We start from the raw sequence: 18,393 nt of genomic DNA, 5'->3' as shown, positions 1-18,393 counted from the left end.
CGCCTCACGACGGACACCCTTGCCTCTGGCTGTGAGCTTGGCACTACCTCCTGCTCATCGGGACTTTCACCCTATAGAAATCGCCCATGCCGGGCACACAAAAAGGAAAAGCCCGCGCTTAGAGAAGCGTACGGGCTTTTCTCAACTCGGGAAGCGGAACGCCTCAGAGCGGCGCGTTGCCTGAGCGGTCCGACTTTACGGAATCCTCTTCGGGCGAGACGGCCGCGGGCTGCGGCCAGAAGTCGACCGGGCAGTCCTTCGCATGCTCGAAAGTCACCTCTTCCCAGGCATCGGGGGTCGCCAGGAGCTTTCTCAGGAGCTGATTGTTGAGTCCGTGCCCCGACTTTTCGGCAATGTAGTGCGCGAGAAGCGGGGCTCCGAGCACATAAAGATCCCCCATCGCGTCGAGGATCTTGTGCTTTACGAATTCCGCCTGTTCGCGCAGTCCGCCGGGATTAAGCACCCGAAATTCGTCCATCACGATGGCGTTGTCGAGCGATCCGCCCTGAGCGAGGCCGATGCGCCGCAGCATTTCCACGTCCTGCACGAAGCCGAAGGTGCGGCAGTGCGCCACCGCCTGTTCGTAGTTGACGCGCGAAAAGTCGATGTCGGCGTACTGATCGGTCGCATCAATCGCGGGGTGTCCGAACGCGATTCGGAAGGAAAGCCGGAAGCCTTCATGGGGTTCGAGCCTTGCGAGCTTGTCGCCCTCGCGCACCTCAATCGGCTTCAGAATCCGCACGAACTTTCTCGCGGCCTTCTGCTCGACGATCCCGGCGCTGTGAAGGAGGTACACAAAGCTTGCGCCCGAACCGTCCATCACGGGAATCTCCGGCGCATTCACCTCAACGATGCAGTTGTCGACGCCGAGCCCGCTGAAGGCGCTCATCAGGTGCTCGATCGTCGCAACCGCGGCGCGCCCCACATTGACGGTCGTCGCCATGCGGGTGTCGTTCACATTGAGGGGTTGGGCGGGAATGTCGACGGGGGGCTCCAGATCCACGCGGCGAAAGACGATGCCGGTATCGGCCGGAGCGGGCCTCAGAACGAGGCGGATCTTTCTGCCGCTGTGAAGCCCGATGCCGACGGCGGCAACCGATTCGCCGAGCGTGCGCTGAGAAAACATTTGGTCTTAGCTCCCGCTCGAGCGCAGATAGGTCGGAATTGCATAGCCGCCGCCCGAAGGAACGGTCACGGGTTCGGGAACCTTCCGCTCGCCCTGAGAGGCGTCAGCCCCGGCAGCGGGCTTCTTTTCAGAGGGAATGGAAGCCGCGCCGAGAGTGGGCGCCGTATAGGCCGCGCCGTCAATCTGCGGAATGGCGCCGGCAGGAAGTCCCTGACCCACATCGGGCGCTTCCGCGGCGCTTGACGTATCGGGCGCTTCGCCCGGTTCGAACGGACGGTCGAGCCCGGTTGCCACCACGGTCACGCGCACCTCGTCGCCCATTTCTTCTGAAATGGCGGAACCGAAGATGACGTTCGCCTGCTTGGCAACGAAGGTATTGAGCACGCCCATCGCCTCGCGGATTTCCGCGAGCGTGAGGCTGTCGTTGCCCGTGAAGTAGACGAGCATGCCGCGGGCGCCCTGAAGGTTCGCGCCTTCGAGGAGCGGGCAGGCAATGGCCTTTTCGGCGGCAACGCGCGCGCGGTCGGGACCGGAGGCCGTGGCAAGGCCGATGATGGCGCTGCCGCGCTCGCTCATGACGGTCTTCAGGTCTTCGAAGTCGACGTTGATCGTGCCCGGCGTGTGGATGATCTCGGCAATGCCGACGCAGGCCTTGTAGAGCACTTCGTTTGAAGTCTCAAAGCACTCCTTCATCGTCGCGTTGGGCGGGCATTCCTCCTCGAGCTTCTCGTTGAGGATGACGATCATCGAGTCGACCTTGGCCTTCAGGTTTTCAATGCCCTGCTCGGCCGTGCGCATGCGGCGGGCGCCTTCAAAGCTGAAGGGCTTCGTCACGACGGCAACGGTGAGAATCCCCATTTCCTTCGCGATCTCGGCGATCACGGGCGCAGCGCCCGTGCCCGTGCCGCCGCCCATGCCGGCGGTGATGAAGAGGAGGTTGGCCCCGCGGATCGCCTCGGCCACCTGCTCGCGCTTTTCCTGCGCGGCAGCGGCGCCGATTTCAGGACGGGCGCCCGCGCCGAGCCCGGTGCTGCCGAGCTGAATATTGACGTGCGCCTTCGAGCGCTGCAGGGCCTGATGATCCGTGTTGGCCGCAATGAACTCAATGCTCTTGGCGCCGTGCGTAATCATGTGTTCGACGGCATTGCCGCCGCCGCCGCCCACGCCGATCACCTTGATGACGGTTTTCAGGGGATCAAATTCAGGGAGAACTTCGAAAGCCATTTCAACCTCTGATGGGAAAGTCTGCAAATTATCTACGAATTCTGAGGATGGCGGGAAGCCTCCCGCCGCTGCCGAAAAAAACTGTGTGTCCGTTGGAAAAGAATCTTTTTTGATGGGGACGCCTTTCCTCAATAGTCGCCGAGGAAGAAGGTCTTAAGCCCCCCGAGAAAGCTCATGCTTCGCCGCATTCCGAAGGCGCGCTCGGGGCCGGAGAGGCTTTCCTTCAGGGCGCAGACCGCGAGTCCGGCGGCGACTGCGGCGTCGGAGCGCTGCAGAAGCGGACTCTCGCCCTCAACCCGATCCGGAATTCCGATGCGCACGTGCTTGTCGAGAATGGCTTCAGCCTCTTCGCCGATGCCGCGCAGCATCGCGCCTCCGCCCGTGAGCACCACGAGCTCGACCTGGTCGAGGACGCCCGCGTCGGCGAGCATCTTGCGGTAAATGCCGAAAAACTGCCGCACGCGCGAGGAAAGCGTCTTTACGAGGAGATCCCGCGCATAAGGCCTTGTCGTGCGGCCGTGCACCTCGATCTGCACGATTTCGCCGGGAAGCACCTGCGAGAGCCGGCATTCGCCCGAGCGGAGCTTCAGCGCCTCGGCGTCCTCAAGGCTGATGCCGAGAACGATCGCGAGGTCGCGCGTGAAGTGCTCCGCCCCCCAGGGACGAACGTCCGTGAAGAGAATCCGGCCCTCGCGGAAGACGATGAGCGAAGTCGTCTCCGCACCGATGTCAATGAGCGCGGTGCCGCACGTTTTTTCGGTTTCCGAGAGCACTGCCTGCGCGGCCGCCCAGGGGTGAGGCTCGTAGTTGATGAGTTCGAGCCCCACGCGCTGAATGGCATGCTTCAGATTATTGGCGTTCGTTCTCGAGCCGTAGAGCGCATGCACGTCGGCCTCGAGCTTCTGCCCGACGAGCCCCACGGGCTTGTCGGTCACAAGGTCGCCGCAGCGGTACCCCTGCGGAATCAATTTGAGAAGGCTCTCGCCCTTCATGTCGCGAAGCGCGGACTGCCGGGCATTGAGTTCGGCCTGCTCGACATCCTCGCGTGTGACTTCGCGCCCGCGCAGCACCGTCTGCCCCGTGCAGTTGGCGCTTTTCAGCGTATGGCCGCCGATCGCCGCCCAGACGCCCGTAATCTCGACGCCAGCCGTGAAGCCCGCTTCCCTGACGGCCTGACGGATCGACCCCACGGCAGCCGTGACGTCCACCACGCAGCCGTTCCGAATGCCCGACGACGGCGTATTGCCGATGCCGATCACGCGCAGCATTTCCGGCTCATCCCCCGGGCGGGCGACAAGGCAGAGCACTTTGTCGGAACCGACATCAAGGGCGGCGAAAAATTCCTTATTTTCCTTCTGCTGCTTCATGGCTCACTTCTGAACGTTCCGTTGGAGTGTTTTCCTGCGCTTCAAGCTCCGTGCTGTCGGCGGAATCATCCGCATCCGAAGCGCTCTCCTGATCGTTGTCGGGAGAGTGCGCATCCGGTCCGGCCTGAAGAGCTTCCTGTGCCTGAGGTGCTTCAGGGGCTTCAGCCGGATTTTCTGCCGGCAGGGCGGCGGGCTCCTTCTTCTCCTCCGCCCGGGCATTTTCCTCCAGATAGGATTCGAGCGCCTTCCTGTCCACCTTGCCCGCGGCAATGGCGCGCCGGTAGCGCGCGTCGATGGATGAGGGCGGCCCGCCCAGAAGCTCTTCCATCCGGGGATAGGCTGCCGCCACCTGCCGCACGCGCTCCTCGACGGGAGAGCCTGCCGTGTCGCGGCCGAGCTCCACCCGGGTCGGCGGAATCCTCGGCCCCTGAATGACGAGCGACCAGCTGCCTCTGTCCGAAAGCGAAAGCGCCGTAATGCGGAAGGGAAGATCGCCGAAGAGCGACGTAAAGCGGCGGTAGCGCCTCAGAAGTTCCGGCACGTCCTCGGCCGCGCAGGAAAAGGTCGGAAGATTCCGGGCTTCCGCACCTTCTTCGGGATTGGCCGAAAAGAGCTTTCCCTCAATGCTGATGAGGCGTCCGTCCTCGAGCTGAGCCGCGGCCTCATAGACCGTGATGTCGATTTCTATCCGGTCGGGCCAGATGCGCCGCACGGACGCATGCTTCACCCAGGGGACGGTTTCAGCGGCCGCACGAACGGCGGCGATGTCGGTCGTGAAGTAGGACTTCCCCTCGAGCTCGAGTTCGACGACTTCCTTGAGGCGCGGCAGAGGCACTTTCGCCGTATCGCCCTTCATCTCGAGCCGGTGGATCCTGACGTAGTCAAGTCCCGTCACGGCTGGAGCCGCCAGATAGGCGCCCGCCAGCGCGGCGGCGAAAAGAAGAACTGAGAAGCCCCGGATCAGGCTCCCCGAGCGCCTTTTTTGAGGATGAGCGCCGCCTTCCGGCACGCTTGTCGTACCGGTGAGCGGGATCTGCTCGAGCGCCTCTCCTCTGTAGGAGAGGCTTCTCGGCGTCTTTTTGAACTCCTCCACGGCCCCGTGCTTTCCCGATTAATCCGTTTGAGCGAGTCCGAGCACCCTGAGGCAGAGTTCGCCGTAATCGAGTCCCACGCTTCTCGCGGCCATCGGCACGAGCGAGTGCGGGGTCATCCCGGGCGACGTATTGATCTCAAGGAGCGCAAAGCCCCCGTCGGGACGGCGCATGGCGTCGATGCGCGACCAGCCGCGGCAGCCGAGCGTACGGAAGGCCTTCTCGCAGGCCTCGCGAAGCGCCTTCGACTCTTCGTCGGAGAGCTTTGCCGGGCATTCGTAGCGCACCGAATCGGTGTAGTACTTGTTCTGGAAGTCGTAGCTTCCTTCCGGCGCAATGATTTCGATGACGGGAAGCGCCTCTCCGTCGAGAACCGCAACCGTGAATTCGCGGCCCTGAATGTATTCCTCAGCGAGCACCTCGTCCTCATCGCGCCTCGCCGCGTCCTTTACGGCATCGCGGAGGCTCTCAAGCGTCAGCGCTTCGGGAAGAATCTTCGTAACGCCGATCGAGGAGCCGTCGTGCCCGGGCTTCACCACAAGCCCGGTTTTCCCGAAGGCGTCGATGGCGGCAAGAAGATCCGCATCGCTCGAGCGGGCGGAGAGCCTCGCACCCGCCGGAACGGGAATGCCGGCGTCGACCCAGAGCGCCTTCGTCATTTCCTTGTCGATCGCAATCGCGGAAGCCGCAACGCCCGGTCCCGTATAGGGAAGCCCGAGGCAGTTGAGAAGCCCCTGAATGGATCCGTCCTCGCCGAGCTTTCCGTGAAGCGCGATGAAGGCCGCGTCGTAGCCGCCTTCCTCGAGCATTCCGACGCTGTCCGTCGCCGGATCCCAGACATCCACTTCAAGCCCCTTCGCGCGAAGCGCGTCCGCGACGCCCTTTCCCGAAAGGAGCGACACCTCGCGCTCGGACGAAATGCCGCCCTGAAGCACCACCACGCGGCTGAGCATACTGGCCATGATTCCTCTCCTTAAATTCTTCTTCTCAGGCAAGACCGGCAATCTTCGGCGCCGCCTTGCCGATCGAACCCGCGCCCATCGTGATCACGACGTCGCCGTCCTTCGCAATGGCGCGCACGCTTGCGGGCACATCCTCAACATTGACGACCACGGGTTCGTGATACCCCTGCGCGGCGATCGCCCGCGCAAGATGTTCGCTGTCCGCCCCCTCGATCGGATCCTCGCCCGCCGGATAGACGTTTGCGAGGACAAGCCCGTCGACGTCCTCAAGAACCTTCACGAAGGCGTCGAAGCAGTCGCGCGTGCGCGTATAGCGGTGGGGCTGGAAGGCCACGATGATGCGCCGGCCCGGGAACGCGCCGCGCACTGCCGCGAGCGTCGCCGCCATTTCATGCGGATGGTGGCCGTAGTCGTCGATCAGCGTGAAGCTCCCCGTAATTTTTCCTTCCGCATTTTTGATCGGAATGTCGCCGTACTGCGCGAAGCGCCTGCCGACGCCGCGGAATTCAAGAAGGCCCCGCACGATGTCGGCATCCTTCACGCCCGCAAGCGTTGCAATCGCGATGGCCGCGAGCGCATTTCTCACGTTGTGCACGCCCGGGAGATTGAGCGTCACGGGAAGCGGCGGATGATCGGGCCGGAGCACCGTAAAGCGCATCTGCGTGCCCGAAGCCTCAACGTCGATCGCGCGGACGCTCGCTTCAGGCGTGAGTCCGTAGCCGATCACGGGCTTCGTCACCCGGGGCCGGATCTCGCGCACGTTGGGGTCGTCCATGCAGAGAACCGCAACGCCGTAGAAGGGAAGGCGCTCGAGGAAGTCGACGAAGGCGCTCTTCAGGCGTTCGAAATCATGCCCGTAGGTGTCCATGTGGTCTTCATCGATATTCGTGACCGCCGAGATCACGGGCGTGAGGTTGAGGAAGGACGCATCCGATTCGTCCGCTTCCGCGACGAGGAATTCGCCGGTCCCGAGGCGGGCGTTCGCCCCCGCGGAATTGAGCTTCCCGCCGATCACGAAGGTGGGATCGAGCCCGCCCGCAGCGAGGAGCGACGCGGTCAGCGACGTCGTGGTGGTCTTTCCGTGCGCGCCCGCAATCGCGATGCCGCGCCTCAGGCGCATCAGTTCAGCGAGCATCACCGCACGCGGCACGACGGGAATGCCGAGCTCGCGGGCGGCGACCACTTCCGGATTGTCGGCCTTCACGGCCGAGGAAACAATCACGGCATCCGCACCGCGGATGTGCTTCTTGTCGTGCCCCAGAAAAATGCGGGCCCCGAGCTCCTGCAGGCGCTCGGTGACGGGCGTGCGGGCAATGTCCGAGCCGCTGATGACGTAGCCGAGATTGAGGAGCACCTCAGCGATGCCGCTCATGCCCGCGCCGCCGATGCCGACGAAGTGGAGGTGATTAACGAGAAACTTCACGTTCTTTCCTTTGATGATTGTCTTTCCGCGGCCTTCAGTGCTTTGCGCCTTCGCGCGCGGCGAGCGTCTCTTCGATCAGGTCGGCGACATTTTTGGCGGCATCGGGCACCGCAATGCTGCGGGCGGCTTCAGCCACCGGGAGAATCTTTTCGCGCGTCATGCCGGCAATGAGTTCGGCCACATGATCGGCCGTGAACTGCGGCTGCTCGACGAGCCAGGCGGCGCCCCGGTCGGCGAGGTACTTCGCATTCCCGAGCTGGTGCTTCGTCGTCTTTGCAATGAAGGGAACGAGGACGGCGGCCGCGCCCGCGGCGCAGAGTTCCGAGCAGCTCGTCGCCCCGGAGCGGCAGATGACGAGGTCGCTCTCGCGGTAGCGCGCGCCCATGTCGTCGATGAAGGGCACGACTTCGGCCTGGACGCCCAGGCGCGCATAGTGCTCGCGCACCGCTTCATCGCGGTTGCGCCCGGTCTGATGGAGAACGATCGGACGGTTTTCGGGCGGAATCTTCGCGAGCGCTTCGGGGAGCACGTCGTTCAGAACCTGAGCGCCCAGACTTCCGCCGAAAACGAAGAGGCGGAGCGGCCCGAAGCGGCCTGCGAGGCGCTCGGCGGGGGGCGGCAGCGCCGCAATTTCCGCGCGCACGGGGTTCCCCGTGGTGTGTCCCTTCGTCCCCGCAAACGTGCGCGCGCCCCCTGCGAACCCGCAGGCGAGCGCGCTCGTAAAGGGCATGAGCGTATTGGTGGACATGAGGAGATCGGCGTCGCAGTTCATGAGAACGATCGGGCGCTTGAGATTCTGTGCGGCGAAGCCCACCGGAACGGCGACGTAGCCTCCGGTCGAGAAGACGAGGTCGGGCTTGATTTTCTTGAGCAGCGCACGGCTCTCCCAGATCGCCTTCAGCATCTTGATGCCGCCCTTGACGGCGCCTGCGAGCCCCTTGCCGCGCACGCCCTGGAAGTTGAGCGCATGGAATTCAATGCCCTCGCGCCCGACGAGGCCGCCCTCCATGCCCGTCGTCGTGCCGATCCAGACGATTTTCCAGCCGCGCGCCTTCATTACGCGCGCCACGGCAAGGCCGGGCATCACATGCCCGCCCGTGCCGGCTGCGGCGATAACGAGAACGCGCTCTTTATTTGTATTCTTTTCCGTCGTCACACCTGACCTCCACGCATCAGAATTTTGTTTTCGCGGTCGACGCGCAGCAGAAGCCCGATGGCGATCATCGAAGAGAGGAGCGCCGAACCGCCGAAGCTCACGAAGGGAAGCGTCAGCCCCTTCGTCGGAAGCGCCCCTGAGGCAACGCCCACGTTGATGATCACCTGCACGCCGTACCAAAGCCCCACGCCCTCCGCGAGAAGTCCCGCGAAGTAGCGCTCGAGCTTGATTGCCTGGCGCCCGATTTCAAACGCCCGGCGAATGAGCCAGTAAAAAATGAAAAGGACAAGGATAACACCGGCAAAACCCGTCTCTTCGGCGATCACGGCCATGATGAAGTCCGTATGCGCCTCGGGAAGGTAATTAAGTTTTTCCACCGATCCGCCGAGTCCCACGCCGAAGAGCTCACCGCGCCCGAAGGCGATGAGCGAGTGCGAGAGCTGATAGGACTGCCCGAGCACGTATTCCTCGCTCCAGGGGTCGAGGTAGGCGAGAACGCGCGAAAGCCGCCAGGGCGTCATGTAGATCATGAAGCCCACAAAGCCGATGACGACCGCGCCCACCGAAAGGAAGATGTTCATGGAGAGGCCGCCCAGAAAGAGCACCCCCATGATTTCCGCCGCCACGACCGCGGTTGCGCCGAGGTCGGGCTGCTGCATCAGAAGAAAGGCGACGACGACCATCGGGATGGCAATCGGCGCGAAGCCCCGCGAGAAGGAATGCATGAATTCCTGACGCTTCACGGTGAAGGCCGCGGCAAAGATGAGGGCGCCCACCTTCACGAGCTCAGAAGCCTGAATTGAGAGGCCTGCAATCTGAATCCAGCGCCGCGCGCCGTTGACGCTTTTTCCCACAACCGGGAGAAAGACGATGCAGAGGAGAATGATGCACAAGCCCCCGATGATGCCCGACCACCGGAACCAGAAGGAAAGCGGCACCCGGTAGACGACGAGCGCCGCCGCTCCGGCGAGCCCGATGCTCGCCAGATGGCGCTTGAGCTCCCCGGTGTTGGCGGCGGCAAGCGCATCCCCGGCGCCTGAGGACGACGTGGCAGAAAAGACCATGACCGTCCCGAAGGCAAGGAGCGCCGCGACGCAGAAGATCGTTTCCCAGTCGACGCCGGGCGCGGAGAGGCGAAAGTCGTCGAACTCCTCAAAGCGCGTCACGCTTCACTCTCCTCGCGCGCTCTGATCCGCGCGGCCTCAGCCTTGAAGCGTTCGCTTCTCTCCGCATAGTCGCGGAACATGTCCCAGGAGGCGCAGGCGGGCGACAAAAGAATGATGTCGCCCTCGCGGCTTTCGCTCCAGAGCCAGTCGACGGCCGCTTCAAGGGTCGGGAATTTTTGGTTAGGCACGCCCGCGGACGCGGCCGCACGGCCGATTTCATCGGCATCCTTGCCGATGAGCGCCGCAGAGGCGGCGCGGCCCTTGAGCACATCAGCGAGAGGCGCAAAGTCCTGTCCCTTGCCGTCGCCCCCGAGAAGAATGAGGATTCGTCTTCCCTGAGCCGCGAGCCCCGTGACGGCGGCCGCTACGGCGCCGACATTGGTGCCCTTCGAGTCGTCGATGAAGTCGCGTCCCTTGACCGTGCAGACGAGCTCCACGCGGTGGGGCTCGCCCTTATAGGTTCTGAGCGTTCCGATCGCCGCCTGCTGACTCACGCCGACGGCGCCCGTGAGAGCGAGCGCCGCGAGCGCATTCATTGCGTTGTGGCGGCCTCTGATCTGAAGTTCCGACTCGGGCAGATAGAGAATCTCCACTTCCATTTCGTCCATCGAGGAGAGCCAGAGTCCCTGAGAGGCGTGAGCCGCCATCTCGAGCCCGAATTCTCCGGGCCGGGCGGGCTTCGAGGCGCCGAACGTTCTCAGAAGCGACGGGTTTTTCAGTCCTTTCTTCGTCCACTCAAGCGCTAGCTGATCCTCGCGGTTCCCGACGCGGACGGTGTCGGGCGAGAAAATCCTTGCCTTCGCCGCCGCATAGGCTTCCATGGAGCCGTGCCAGTTGATGTGGTCTTCCGTGATGTTGAGAAGCGCCGCCGCATCGCACCGGAGGGTATGCGTCGTATCGAGCTGGAAGCTCGAGAGCTCAAGCACCCAGAGGTCGGGAAGTTCGCCCGCGTCCTCAGCCTTCAGAAGCTCCGTCACGGCATTGGGACCGATGTTCCCGGCAGCAATGGTTCTGAGGCCCGCCGCTTCGCCGATTTTTGCCGTGAGGCTCGTCGTGGTCGTCTTGCCGTTCGTCCCGGTAATGCCGATCACTTTCGGCGCGTAGCCGCTGGTCTCGCGGAGGTGCGCGAGCTCCTCTGCGAAGAGTTCAATTTCCCCCGCAACCGGAACGCCGGCCTTTCTTGCGGCTAAGCAGAGCGCCGCCGCGGGACCGAACCACGGCGAAATGCCGGGCGACATCACGACGAGGTCGACGCCTTCGGGGAGAGACTCCGGGATGCCGCCGAGCGAGACTGAAATTCCCGGATGCGCGGAGAGGAACCCGTCAAGACCCGGCACCTTATCTCGGGAGTCGCAGGCCGAAGCCCGCCAGCCGCGCCGCAGAAGGTACTCGAGCGAAGCGCGCCCGGAGGCGCCGAGCCCCGCGACAAGCGCGCGGCGGCCGCTGCCCTTCGCAGCGTCAAGCTTCAGATAGGCCTCATCGGAAGAATCAAACATGATGCGTCTCTTCGAAAAGAAAATCAGCGGATTTTGAGCGTGGAAAGTCCGATCAGAACCAGAATGAAGGTAATGATCCAGAAGCGGGTCACCACCTGCGTTTCCTTCCAGCCCTTCAGTTCAAAGTGATGATGAATGGGGGCCATGAGGAAGACGCGCTTGCCGTGCGAAAGCCGGAAGTAGGTGGTCTGAATCATGACGGAGAGCGTCTCCGCCACAAAGACGCCGCCCATCACGGCCAGCACCAGCTCCTGACGGGCAATGACCGCCATGGTGCCCAGGCACCCGCCGAGCGCAAGCGCACCGACGTCGCCCATGAAGACCTGCGCCGGATGCGCGTTGAACCAGAGGAAGGCAAGTCCCGCGCCCGCGAGCGCACCCGCAATGACGACGAGTTCGCCTGCGCCCGGAATGTAGGGGAAGATCAGGTAGGAGGAGAAGTCGGGGCGTCCGACCACGTAAGCGAAGACGCCCAGAGCCATGCCGACCAGCACGGTCGGGAGGATGGCGAGGCCGTCAAGGCCGTCCGTGAGATTCACGGCATTGCTCGAGCCCACGATCACGACGTACGTGAAGACCATGAAGCCGATCAGTCCGAAGGGGAGCGCAATGTCCTTGAAGCACGGAATGAGGAGATGAATGTTGGGCGTGAGGTCGAGCGGGAAGCGCGCGTCGTACCACTTCGAGAGCGCCTCGGCGAAGGTGCCGCCCGGTTCGACCGAGAGCGCGAGCGCAAGGTAGAAGGCGGCGATGAGCCCGATCACGGACTGCCAGCCGAATTTCTCCTTCGCGCTCATGCCTCTGGGGTTGTGGTGCACGACCTTGCGGTAGTCGTCGATCCAGCCGATCGCGCCGTAGCCGAGCGTAACGAAAAGCACGACCCAGATGAAGCGGTTCGAGAGATCCGCCCAGAGGAGGGTCGAGACCGTGATGCCGAAGAGAATGAGAGCGCCGCCCATGGTGGGCGTCCCGTCCTTCACGAGGTGCGTCTGCGGCCCGTTCGTGCGCACCGCCTGCCCGAAATGGAGCTTCTTAAGTTCCCGGATCATCCAGGGACCGAAGGCGAAGCCGATCACGAGCGCGGTAAAGCAGGCAAGAAGGGCGCGCAGCGTCAGGTAGTTGAAGATGCCGAAGCCCGACCAGCTCGAGGAGAGCGAGCGGAAAAGTTCAAGAAGCATGATTCCAGTGCGATAGGTTTATATGTCTAAAAATTCTTTTCCCCTGAGGGAATCGGTTATTTGCCGCTGAGCACATCCACGATCTTCGAGAATCCCGCGCTGTGGCTTGCCTTGACGACGATGGTGCCGCCATCCGCCCTGAGTTCCCTGAGGGCATCAATCAGCTCGTCGCGGTCGCGGAATGCCCGGCACCGGTCGCCGTCGATCCCGAAGGCAAGAGCCCCGGCGCGCGCTTTTTCGCCCGCCGTCCAGAAATAATCAATGCCGAGGCGCTTCGCTTCCGCGCCCACTTCGGCATGCCACTTCTCGCTCGAGGGGCCGAGCTCGGCCATGTCGCCGAAGATGAAGATCCGCGGCGCCTTTTCCCGGGCGAGCATTCTGAGCGATGCGATCGCGCTGTCGGGGTTGCAGTTGTAGGCGTCGTCGATCAGAGTCGCCCCGCCGAAGCGCTCCGCCGCATGCAGGCGGGCGCCGCGCCCGGGAAGAGCTTCGAAGCTTTCAAGCGCCTCGCGGATGACTTCCGGGTCGATATCCTGAATGAGCGCGGCGGCAGCGGCGGCAGCGGCATTCCTCGCGTTGTGAAGGCCCGCGATTCTGAGCGCAATCTGGAAGCTCTCTCTTTCTCCCTCGAGCGCGAGCGCCCCGTCGGCATCGAGCCTGCACATGAGGTCGGCGGGAACGGCCGGATCAAAGGAAAAGGTGAAGGACTTCACGCCGCGCGCGAGCGCGAGCGACGCCCAGATGTCCGAGCACGGGTCGTCGGCCGGAAAAACCGCATGGCCGCTTTCGGGAAGCGCGGCAATGAGGAGTCCGTTTTCGCTTGCCGTTTCGGCAACCGTTTCGAGGAACGCCTGATGTTCGCGCTGCGCATTGGTGAGGACCGCAACCGTCGGACGGATCATGTCGGCAAGAACCGCCATCTCGCCCCGGTGATTCATGCCGGCCTCGACAACCGCCGCGCGGTGCCGGAACCTCAGGCCCATGAGCGTATGCGATACGCCGATGTCGTTGTTGAAGTTTCCTTCGGTCGCGAGCATTTCGTCCGCGCCCCAGCGCCTGCGCAGAATCGCCGCCACCATCTGCGTGGTGGTGGTTTTGCCGTTGCTGCCGCCCACTGCGGTGAGATTGCAGGAGAAGCGGGCGCGCCAGGCGCGCGCGATCCGCGCGAGCGCGCGCCGCGCGTTCCTCACGATGATCTGCGCGGCATCCGCGCCGTGAATTTCATGCTCGACCACAAGGCAGACGGCTCCCGCTTCGGAAGCCTTCTTTGCATAGTCGTGGCCGTCAAAGCGCTCGCCGGGGATGGCGACGAAGACGTCGCCTTCGCCCGCTTCGCGCGAATCGGTTGTAATGCGCTTCCAGCTCCATTCGAGATGGTGATGATGAAGCCTCAGGCCCACCGTTTCCTCTGCGAGCGCGTCCTTCAGCCAGCCGAGCGTTTCCGGATGATCCATTTCCATTTCTTCTCTCCGCCTGAAGACTTAAAGCTCGCGCGTGCGGCGCTCGTTCAGGGCTTCGCGAACCACTTCCGCATCGAGGAAATGGTGCGGTCCGTCCTTCAGAATCTGTTCGCTTTCGTGGCCTTTGCCGGCGACGAGAACGAGATCCTCAGGAGCCGCCTCGAGAATCGCTTCATGGATGGCTTCGCGACGATCCGTCACGATGCGCACGTTTTTCGCGCCTTCGGCGCCCGCCGCTACCTGACGGACAATGCTTTCAGGATCCTCGCTTCGCGGGTTGTCGCTCGTCACGATCACGTGGTCGGAAAGCCTTGCGGCAATGGCGCCCATGATGGGGCGCTTCCCCGGATCGCGGTCGCCCCCGCAGCCGAATACCGTCCAGAGCTTGCCGCCCCGCGCGTGCACGCCGGGTAGAAGGCTTTCGAGCGCTTTTTCGAGCGCATCGGGCGTGTGGCAGAAGTCGACGACGCCGAGCGGCATCCCTTCCGAATAAACGGGCTGCATGCGCCCGGGAGGGGGCTCGAGCGTCGCGACTCCCCTGACGACATCGTCGAGGGGATAGCCGAGCGCAAGCATGGCGGCAATGACCTCAAGGGCATTGTCGACATTGAAGAGCCCCACGGCAGGAAGCGACACCTCCCGGGTTTCGCCCTCGGCCTTAAGCGTAAAGGCCATCCCGCGGCCGGTCGAGCGGCAGTCGAAGGCGTCAAGCGCGTGCGCGGCCGAAACCGCTTTGCGGAGCGCTTCGCCCTTTCCCTCGCGCCCCGTCGTCCAGACGGGAATGCCGTGCGCCTGAGCCGTCGCCGCAAAGCGCGCGCTCAAAGGATCTTCGGCATTCACCACCGCCGCGCCGAGCCCGGGCCAGCGGAAAAGGATTTCCTTCGCATCCGCATAGGCTTCCATGGTGTGGTGGTAGTCGAGATGGTCGCGCGAGAGGTTCGTGAAGATCCCGACGCGAAAGTGCGAGCCCGAAAGCCGCCCCTGCTCGAGGCCGACCGAGCTCGCCTCAACGGCGAAGGCCTTCGCGCCATCACGCGCGAGCCTTGCGTAAAGGCTTTCGAGCGTCACGGCATCGGGCGTCGTCAGGTGCGGCGCAGGGATCTGCCTGCCGTTGAAGAAGACCCCCACCGTGCCGATTACGGCAGCCGGGGCGCCCAGCTTCGTAAGGAGCTGGCCGAGCCAGAACGTGCTCGTCGTCTTCCCGTTCGTGCCGGTGACGGCAACGCCCGTCATCTTCTGAGAGGCGTCGCCGTAAAAGAGCGCGGCGATCTCGCCGAGGCGCGAGGCAAGGTGCGAGACCGCGAGCGACGCCACCGGATAGTGTTCGCCCCGCGGCGTTCCGTCCGCCTCGTAAATCACGCCGGCGGCGCCGCGGGCTGCCGCCACGCGGATGAAGGCGCGGCCGTCCGACTTCGTGCCGGGAATGGCGCAGAAGATGTCGCCCGGGCGCACTTCGCGGCTGTCGAGCTTCATTTCCGCCCCTTCATGCACGAGCTTATGCATCCAGTCGACGACTTCCCTGTTGGTTCTGGTCATATTTGCCGGAGCTCCTTCTTCAATTCACTCTTCTCTTCGTTCAATTCCGTATGCGGGTGAGAAATCCGCCGCCGCCGGAGAGGGGTTCCTCGTCGGGCGAAACCATCTGCGTGCGCAGCGCCCCCTCGGCCACCTCGCGGAAAACGGGTCCCGCCACCGTGCCGCCGTAGCGGCTTCCCTTCTTGGGTTCGTCGATCATGACGGCGACGATGAAGCGCGGATTAACGGCGGGCACGATGCCCACGAAGCTCGCCACGGTGTCCTTCGTGTACTTGCCGTTCTTCACTTTGTTCGCCGTGCCGGTCTTCCCGGCCACCGAGTAGCCGGCGACGCGAATCTGCGACCCCGTGCCGCCGCGGCTCATGGTCTTCATCATCATGGCGCGGATGAGGCGCACGGTTTCCGGCCGGAAGACGCGCTCGCCCGTCACGGCTTCGCCGGGACGGCGCTTGTAGAGCGTGAGGTCGATCACGTCGCCGTTTCTCGCAATCGCCGTATAGGCGCGCACGAGCTGCATGAGGGACACCGAAACGCCGTGCCCGTAGGAGATCGTCGCCTGCTCAATCGGGCGCCAGGACTTGGCCGGACGAAGACGCCCTGCCGTCGCGCCGGGGAAGCCGATCTTGGGCGGCTGTCCGAAGCCGAGCGCCGTATACATGTCCCAGAGCGTCTGCGGCGCCATCTCGAGCGCGATCTTCGCCGTGCCGATGTTGGACGACTTGGCGACGATTTCCGCCACCGTCAGAAGCCCGTAGTCGTGCGTGTCGCCAATCGTGCGGTCGTTGATGGTGAGCTTTCCCGGCGCCGTCTGAATGGTCGTCGTCGGATCGATGAGGCCGAGGTCGATCGCCTTCGCGATTGCGAAGGGCTTCATGGTCGAGCCCGGTTCGAACTGATCGGTGAGAACGCGGTTTCGCATCTGCTCAAAGAGCATGGTCGAGCGGTCGTTCGGGTCGTAGGTAGGCACATTCGCAAGCGCAATCACCTCGCCCGTATCCACGTCCGCAACCACCACGGCGCCCGCAAGCGCTCCGGTCTTCTCAACCTGCGCGCGCAGCGCCTCATAGGCAAGGAACTGCACGCGCGAATCGATCGAGAGCGTAATGTCGCGCCCCGACACGGCTTCCTTCTGCCAGATGTCGTCGATGATGCGGCCGCGCGCATCGCGAATCACGCGCCGCGCTCCGGGGCTCCCGGCAAGCTGGCGGTCGCTCGCGAGCTCAATGCCTTCCTGTCCGCGGTCGTCGCGCCCGGTGAAGCCCACCACATGCGCCGTCACGGGGCCGTCCGGATATTCGCGAAGCACCTCGGGCTTGATGCCGACCCCGGGGAGACCAAGCTTTCTCACGGCTTCGGCGGTGCGCACGTCGCAGTTGCGCTCAATCGTCACGAAGCGCGTGTTCTCGGCCTTGAGCTTTCCGTCCACATAGGCGGGATCGAGCCCGAGCACGTCGGCGAGCTTCCGGATGTCTTCCTTTGAAACGCCCTGCGAGAGCTGCGGATCCGCCCAGATGCTGCGCACGGGCTGAGAAGCCGCCAGCACGACGCCGTTGCGGTCGAGGATTTCGCCCCGCTCGCCCGCAATCGTGAGCGTGCGCGCATAGCGCTTTTCGCCTTCGTCCTGGAGAAAGTCGTTCGAAACCACCTGCAGCCAGAAGGCGCGCCCGGCAAGGCCGAAGAATGCGACCGTGATGGCAAGGAAGAGCACGTACGTGCGCCAGCGCGGAATCGGAATGACGATGAGCGGGCTCTCGGCGCTCTGAGGCTGCGCCTCGCGCGCAGCCCGGTCGCGCTGAATGACCGTCTTCAGGAAATTCCAGACGGACTGACCGGCGGCCGAAATGAGATCCTTCACGCGGTTCACGGCTTCGCTCCCTCTCCGGATGAGCCGGCCGCGGCCCCGGCAGCCTTCGCCGCATCGAGTTCGCGGCGAAGTTCAGGGAGGAAGTCTATCCTCCCGTCCGGAGCCTCCACAAGCGTCACGGTATCGACGCCCGTCGCGCCCGCGAGGTCGAGCATTGCCGCTCCCGCGCCGATATTGCCCGCAAGCGACGCACGGCGGACCTGCATCTCGAGGTTCGCCTGATCATCAAGAAGCCTCCGGTGCACATCCGCCTCGTGCTCGTGCGCGACGAAAAGCTGCCGCGCCTGCCAGTGAAGCTCAACAAGGCCGAGCGCGCTCAGAAAGAGCGCGACGCCGAGCACCGCCGCCCAGATGATCTCCGCGCGCGCAACGCTTTTCATCGCGTCTCCTCCGGCTCCCAGGGACGGGCCGTGCGGGTGCCGGCGCGAAGCACCGAGGAGCGTGCGCGCGGATTTTCCTCCGCCTCGCGCTTCGAGGGGAGAATTCTTTCCACATCGCGGAACCAGGGCTCCTCGTTGAAACCCGCGGGCACAGGGAGCCGCGGATCAAGCGCATGCCCGGGATTCCGCGCGCGGTCGAAGAACCGCTTCACGATCCGGTCTTCGAGCGAATGGAAGCTGATGACGGCGAGCCTTCCCTCAGGAGAGAGCAGCGACGCGGCAGCGTCGAGCGCCTCCCGGAGCTCGTCGAGCTCGTGATTGATTTGAATGCGTATCGCCTGGAAGGTCCGCGTTGCCGGATGCTGCGCGCTGTCGCGGCGGTTTTTAGGCACCGCGCCCTCAACGAGGCGCGCGAGCTCCCCCGTTGTGGCAAGGGGCGCAATTTTTCTCTGCGCGACGATCGCGCCCGCAATGCGCCGGGCGAAGCGCTCTTCGCCGAAGTCCGCAATCACCCGTGCGATCTCGTCCGCATCGGCGCGCATGAGCCACTCCGCCGCGGTTTCTCCCGCAGACGTATCCATTCTCATGTCAAGGGGCCCGTCGAAGCGGAAGGAAAAGCCGCGCTCCGAGTCGTCGATCTGGGGCGACGAAACGCCGATGTCGAGGAATACCCCGTCGACCGCATCAATGCCGATGGCGGCAAGAGACGGCTTCATGGAGGAGAAGGGCGCATGAATGATCTGAAAGCGCGGGTCGCGGATTTCAGCCGCCGCCGCGACCGCCTGCGGATCGCGGTCGAACGCGATGAGGCGTCCCTTTGGAGAGAGCCGCTTCAGAATCAGCCGGCTGTGGCCGCCCCGTCCGAAAGTGCCGTCCACGTAAAGTCCGTCGGGAGAACGCACCAGCGCTTCCGGGGCTTCCTGACTGAGAACGGGGAGATGGAGAAAGGCGGACATGGTGTCGA

Annotated in this window: 15 protein-coding genes; all 15 read right to left on the bottom strand. The window is 64.1% G+C overall.

Annotation, left to right across the window (positions count from 1 at the left end):
- Positions 1–163 precede the first annotated feature (163 nt).
- The gene (gene lpxC, locus GBM95_RS04190) at positions 164–1,126 is read right to left on the bottom strand and encodes a UDP-3-O-acyl-N-acetylglucosamine deacetylase (protein WP_152157933.1); all 963 of its coding nucleotides are present in this window, start codon (positions 1,124–1,126) and stop codon (positions 164–166) included.
- Between the two features lie 6 nt (positions 1,127–1,132).
- Positions 1,133–2,350 (bottom strand): cell division protein FtsZ, encoded by a 1,218-nt coding sequence (gene ftsZ / locus GBM95_RS04185; RefSeq protein ID WP_226963155.1) that lies wholly within the window; start codon positions 2,348–2,350, stop codon positions 1,133–1,135.
- A gap of 128 nt (positions 2,351–2,478) precedes the next feature.
- Positions 2,479–3,717: a cell division protein FtsA gene (gene ftsA / locus GBM95_RS04180; RefSeq protein WP_152157932.1), complete on the bottom strand. Its 1,239-nt coding sequence runs from the start codon at positions 3,715–3,717 to the stop codon at positions 2,479–2,481.
- Positions 3,695–4,810, bottom strand: a complete 1,116-nt coding sequence (locus GBM95_RS04175; protein ID WP_152157931.1) for a cell division protein FtsQ/DivIB — start codon at positions 4,808–4,810, stop codon at positions 3,695–3,697. Before GBM95_RS04175 ends, ftsA begins: the two co-directional genes overlap by 23 nt.
- 18 nt (positions 4,811–4,828) lie before the next feature.
- Entirely contained in the window at positions 4,829–5,770 is a 942-nt protein-coding gene (locus GBM95_RS04170; protein ID WP_152157930.1) for a D-alanine--D-alanine ligase, read from the bottom strand.
- Positions 5,771–5,795: 25 nt separating this feature from the next.
- Entirely contained in the window at positions 5,796–7,193 is a 1,398-nt protein-coding gene (murC, locus tag GBM95_RS04165) for a UDP-N-acetylmuramate--L-alanine ligase (RefSeq protein ID WP_152157929.1), read from the bottom strand.
- A gap of 34 nt (positions 7,194–7,227) precedes the next feature.
- Positions 7,228–8,349, bottom strand: coding sequence for an undecaprenyldiphospho-muramoylpentapeptide beta-N-acetylglucosaminyltransferase (gene murG, locus GBM95_RS04160; protein ID WP_152157928.1), 1,122 nt, complete (start codon positions 8,347–8,349; stop codon positions 7,228–7,230).
- Entirely contained in the window at positions 8,346–9,515 is a 1,170-nt protein-coding gene (gene ftsW, locus GBM95_RS04155) for a putative lipid II flippase FtsW (RefSeq protein WP_152157927.1), read from the bottom strand. Before ftsW ends, murG begins: the two co-directional genes overlap by 4 nt.
- On the bottom strand, positions 9,512–11,011 hold the full coding sequence (murD, locus tag GBM95_RS04150; RefSeq protein ID WP_152157926.1) for a UDP-N-acetylmuramoyl-L-alanine--D-glutamate ligase: 1,500 nt from the start codon (positions 11,009–11,011) through the stop codon (positions 9,512–9,514). Before murD ends, ftsW begins: the two co-directional genes overlap by 4 nt.
- 23 nt (positions 11,012–11,034) lie before the next feature.
- On the bottom strand, positions 11,035–12,189 hold the full coding sequence (gene mraY / locus GBM95_RS04145) for a phospho-N-acetylmuramoyl-pentapeptide-transferase (protein WP_152157925.1): 1,155 nt from the start codon (positions 12,187–12,189) through the stop codon (positions 11,035–11,037).
- A 56-nt stretch (positions 12,190–12,245) separates the two neighbouring features.
- Positions 12,246–13,649 (bottom strand): UDP-N-acetylmuramoyl-tripeptide--D-alanyl-D-alanine ligase, encoded by a 1,404-nt coding sequence (locus GBM95_RS04140; RefSeq protein ID WP_152157924.1) that lies wholly within the window; start codon positions 13,647–13,649, stop codon positions 12,246–12,248.
- Positions 13,650–13,670: 21 nt separating this feature from the next.
- Positions 13,671–15,185: a UDP-N-acetylmuramoyl-L-alanyl-D-glutamate--2,6-diaminopimelate ligase gene (locus GBM95_RS04135; protein WP_152157923.1), complete on the bottom strand. Its 1,515-nt coding sequence runs from the start codon at positions 15,183–15,185 to the stop codon at positions 13,671–13,673.
- A 40-nt stretch (positions 15,186–15,225) separates the two neighbouring features.
- Positions 15,226–17,040: a peptidoglycan D,D-transpeptidase FtsI family protein gene (locus GBM95_RS04130; protein WP_404817496.1), complete on the bottom strand. Its 1,815-nt coding sequence runs from the start codon at positions 17,038–17,040 to the stop codon at positions 15,226–15,228.
- 5 nt (positions 17,041–17,045) lie between these two features.
- The gene (locus tag GBM95_RS04125) at positions 17,046–17,429 is read right to left on the bottom strand and encodes a hypothetical protein (RefSeq protein ID WP_152157921.1); all 384 of its coding nucleotides are present in this window, start codon (positions 17,427–17,429) and stop codon (positions 17,046–17,048) included.
- Positions 17,426–18,385, bottom strand: coding sequence for a 16S rRNA (cytosine(1402)-N(4))-methyltransferase RsmH (rsmH, locus tag GBM95_RS04120; RefSeq protein WP_152157920.1), 960 nt, complete (start codon positions 18,383–18,385; stop codon positions 17,426–17,428). Before rsmH ends, GBM95_RS04125 begins: the two co-directional genes overlap by 4 nt.
- Positions 18,386–18,393 lie beyond the last annotated feature (8 nt).

Source organism: Sutterella seckii, assembly GCF_009183815.1.
In the GTDB taxonomy this organism is placed as follows: domain Bacteria; phylum Pseudomonadota; class Gammaproteobacteria; order Burkholderiales; family Burkholderiaceae_F; genus Sutterella; species Sutterella seckii.
This window is presented reverse-complemented; position numbering and strand designations above follow the sequence as displayed.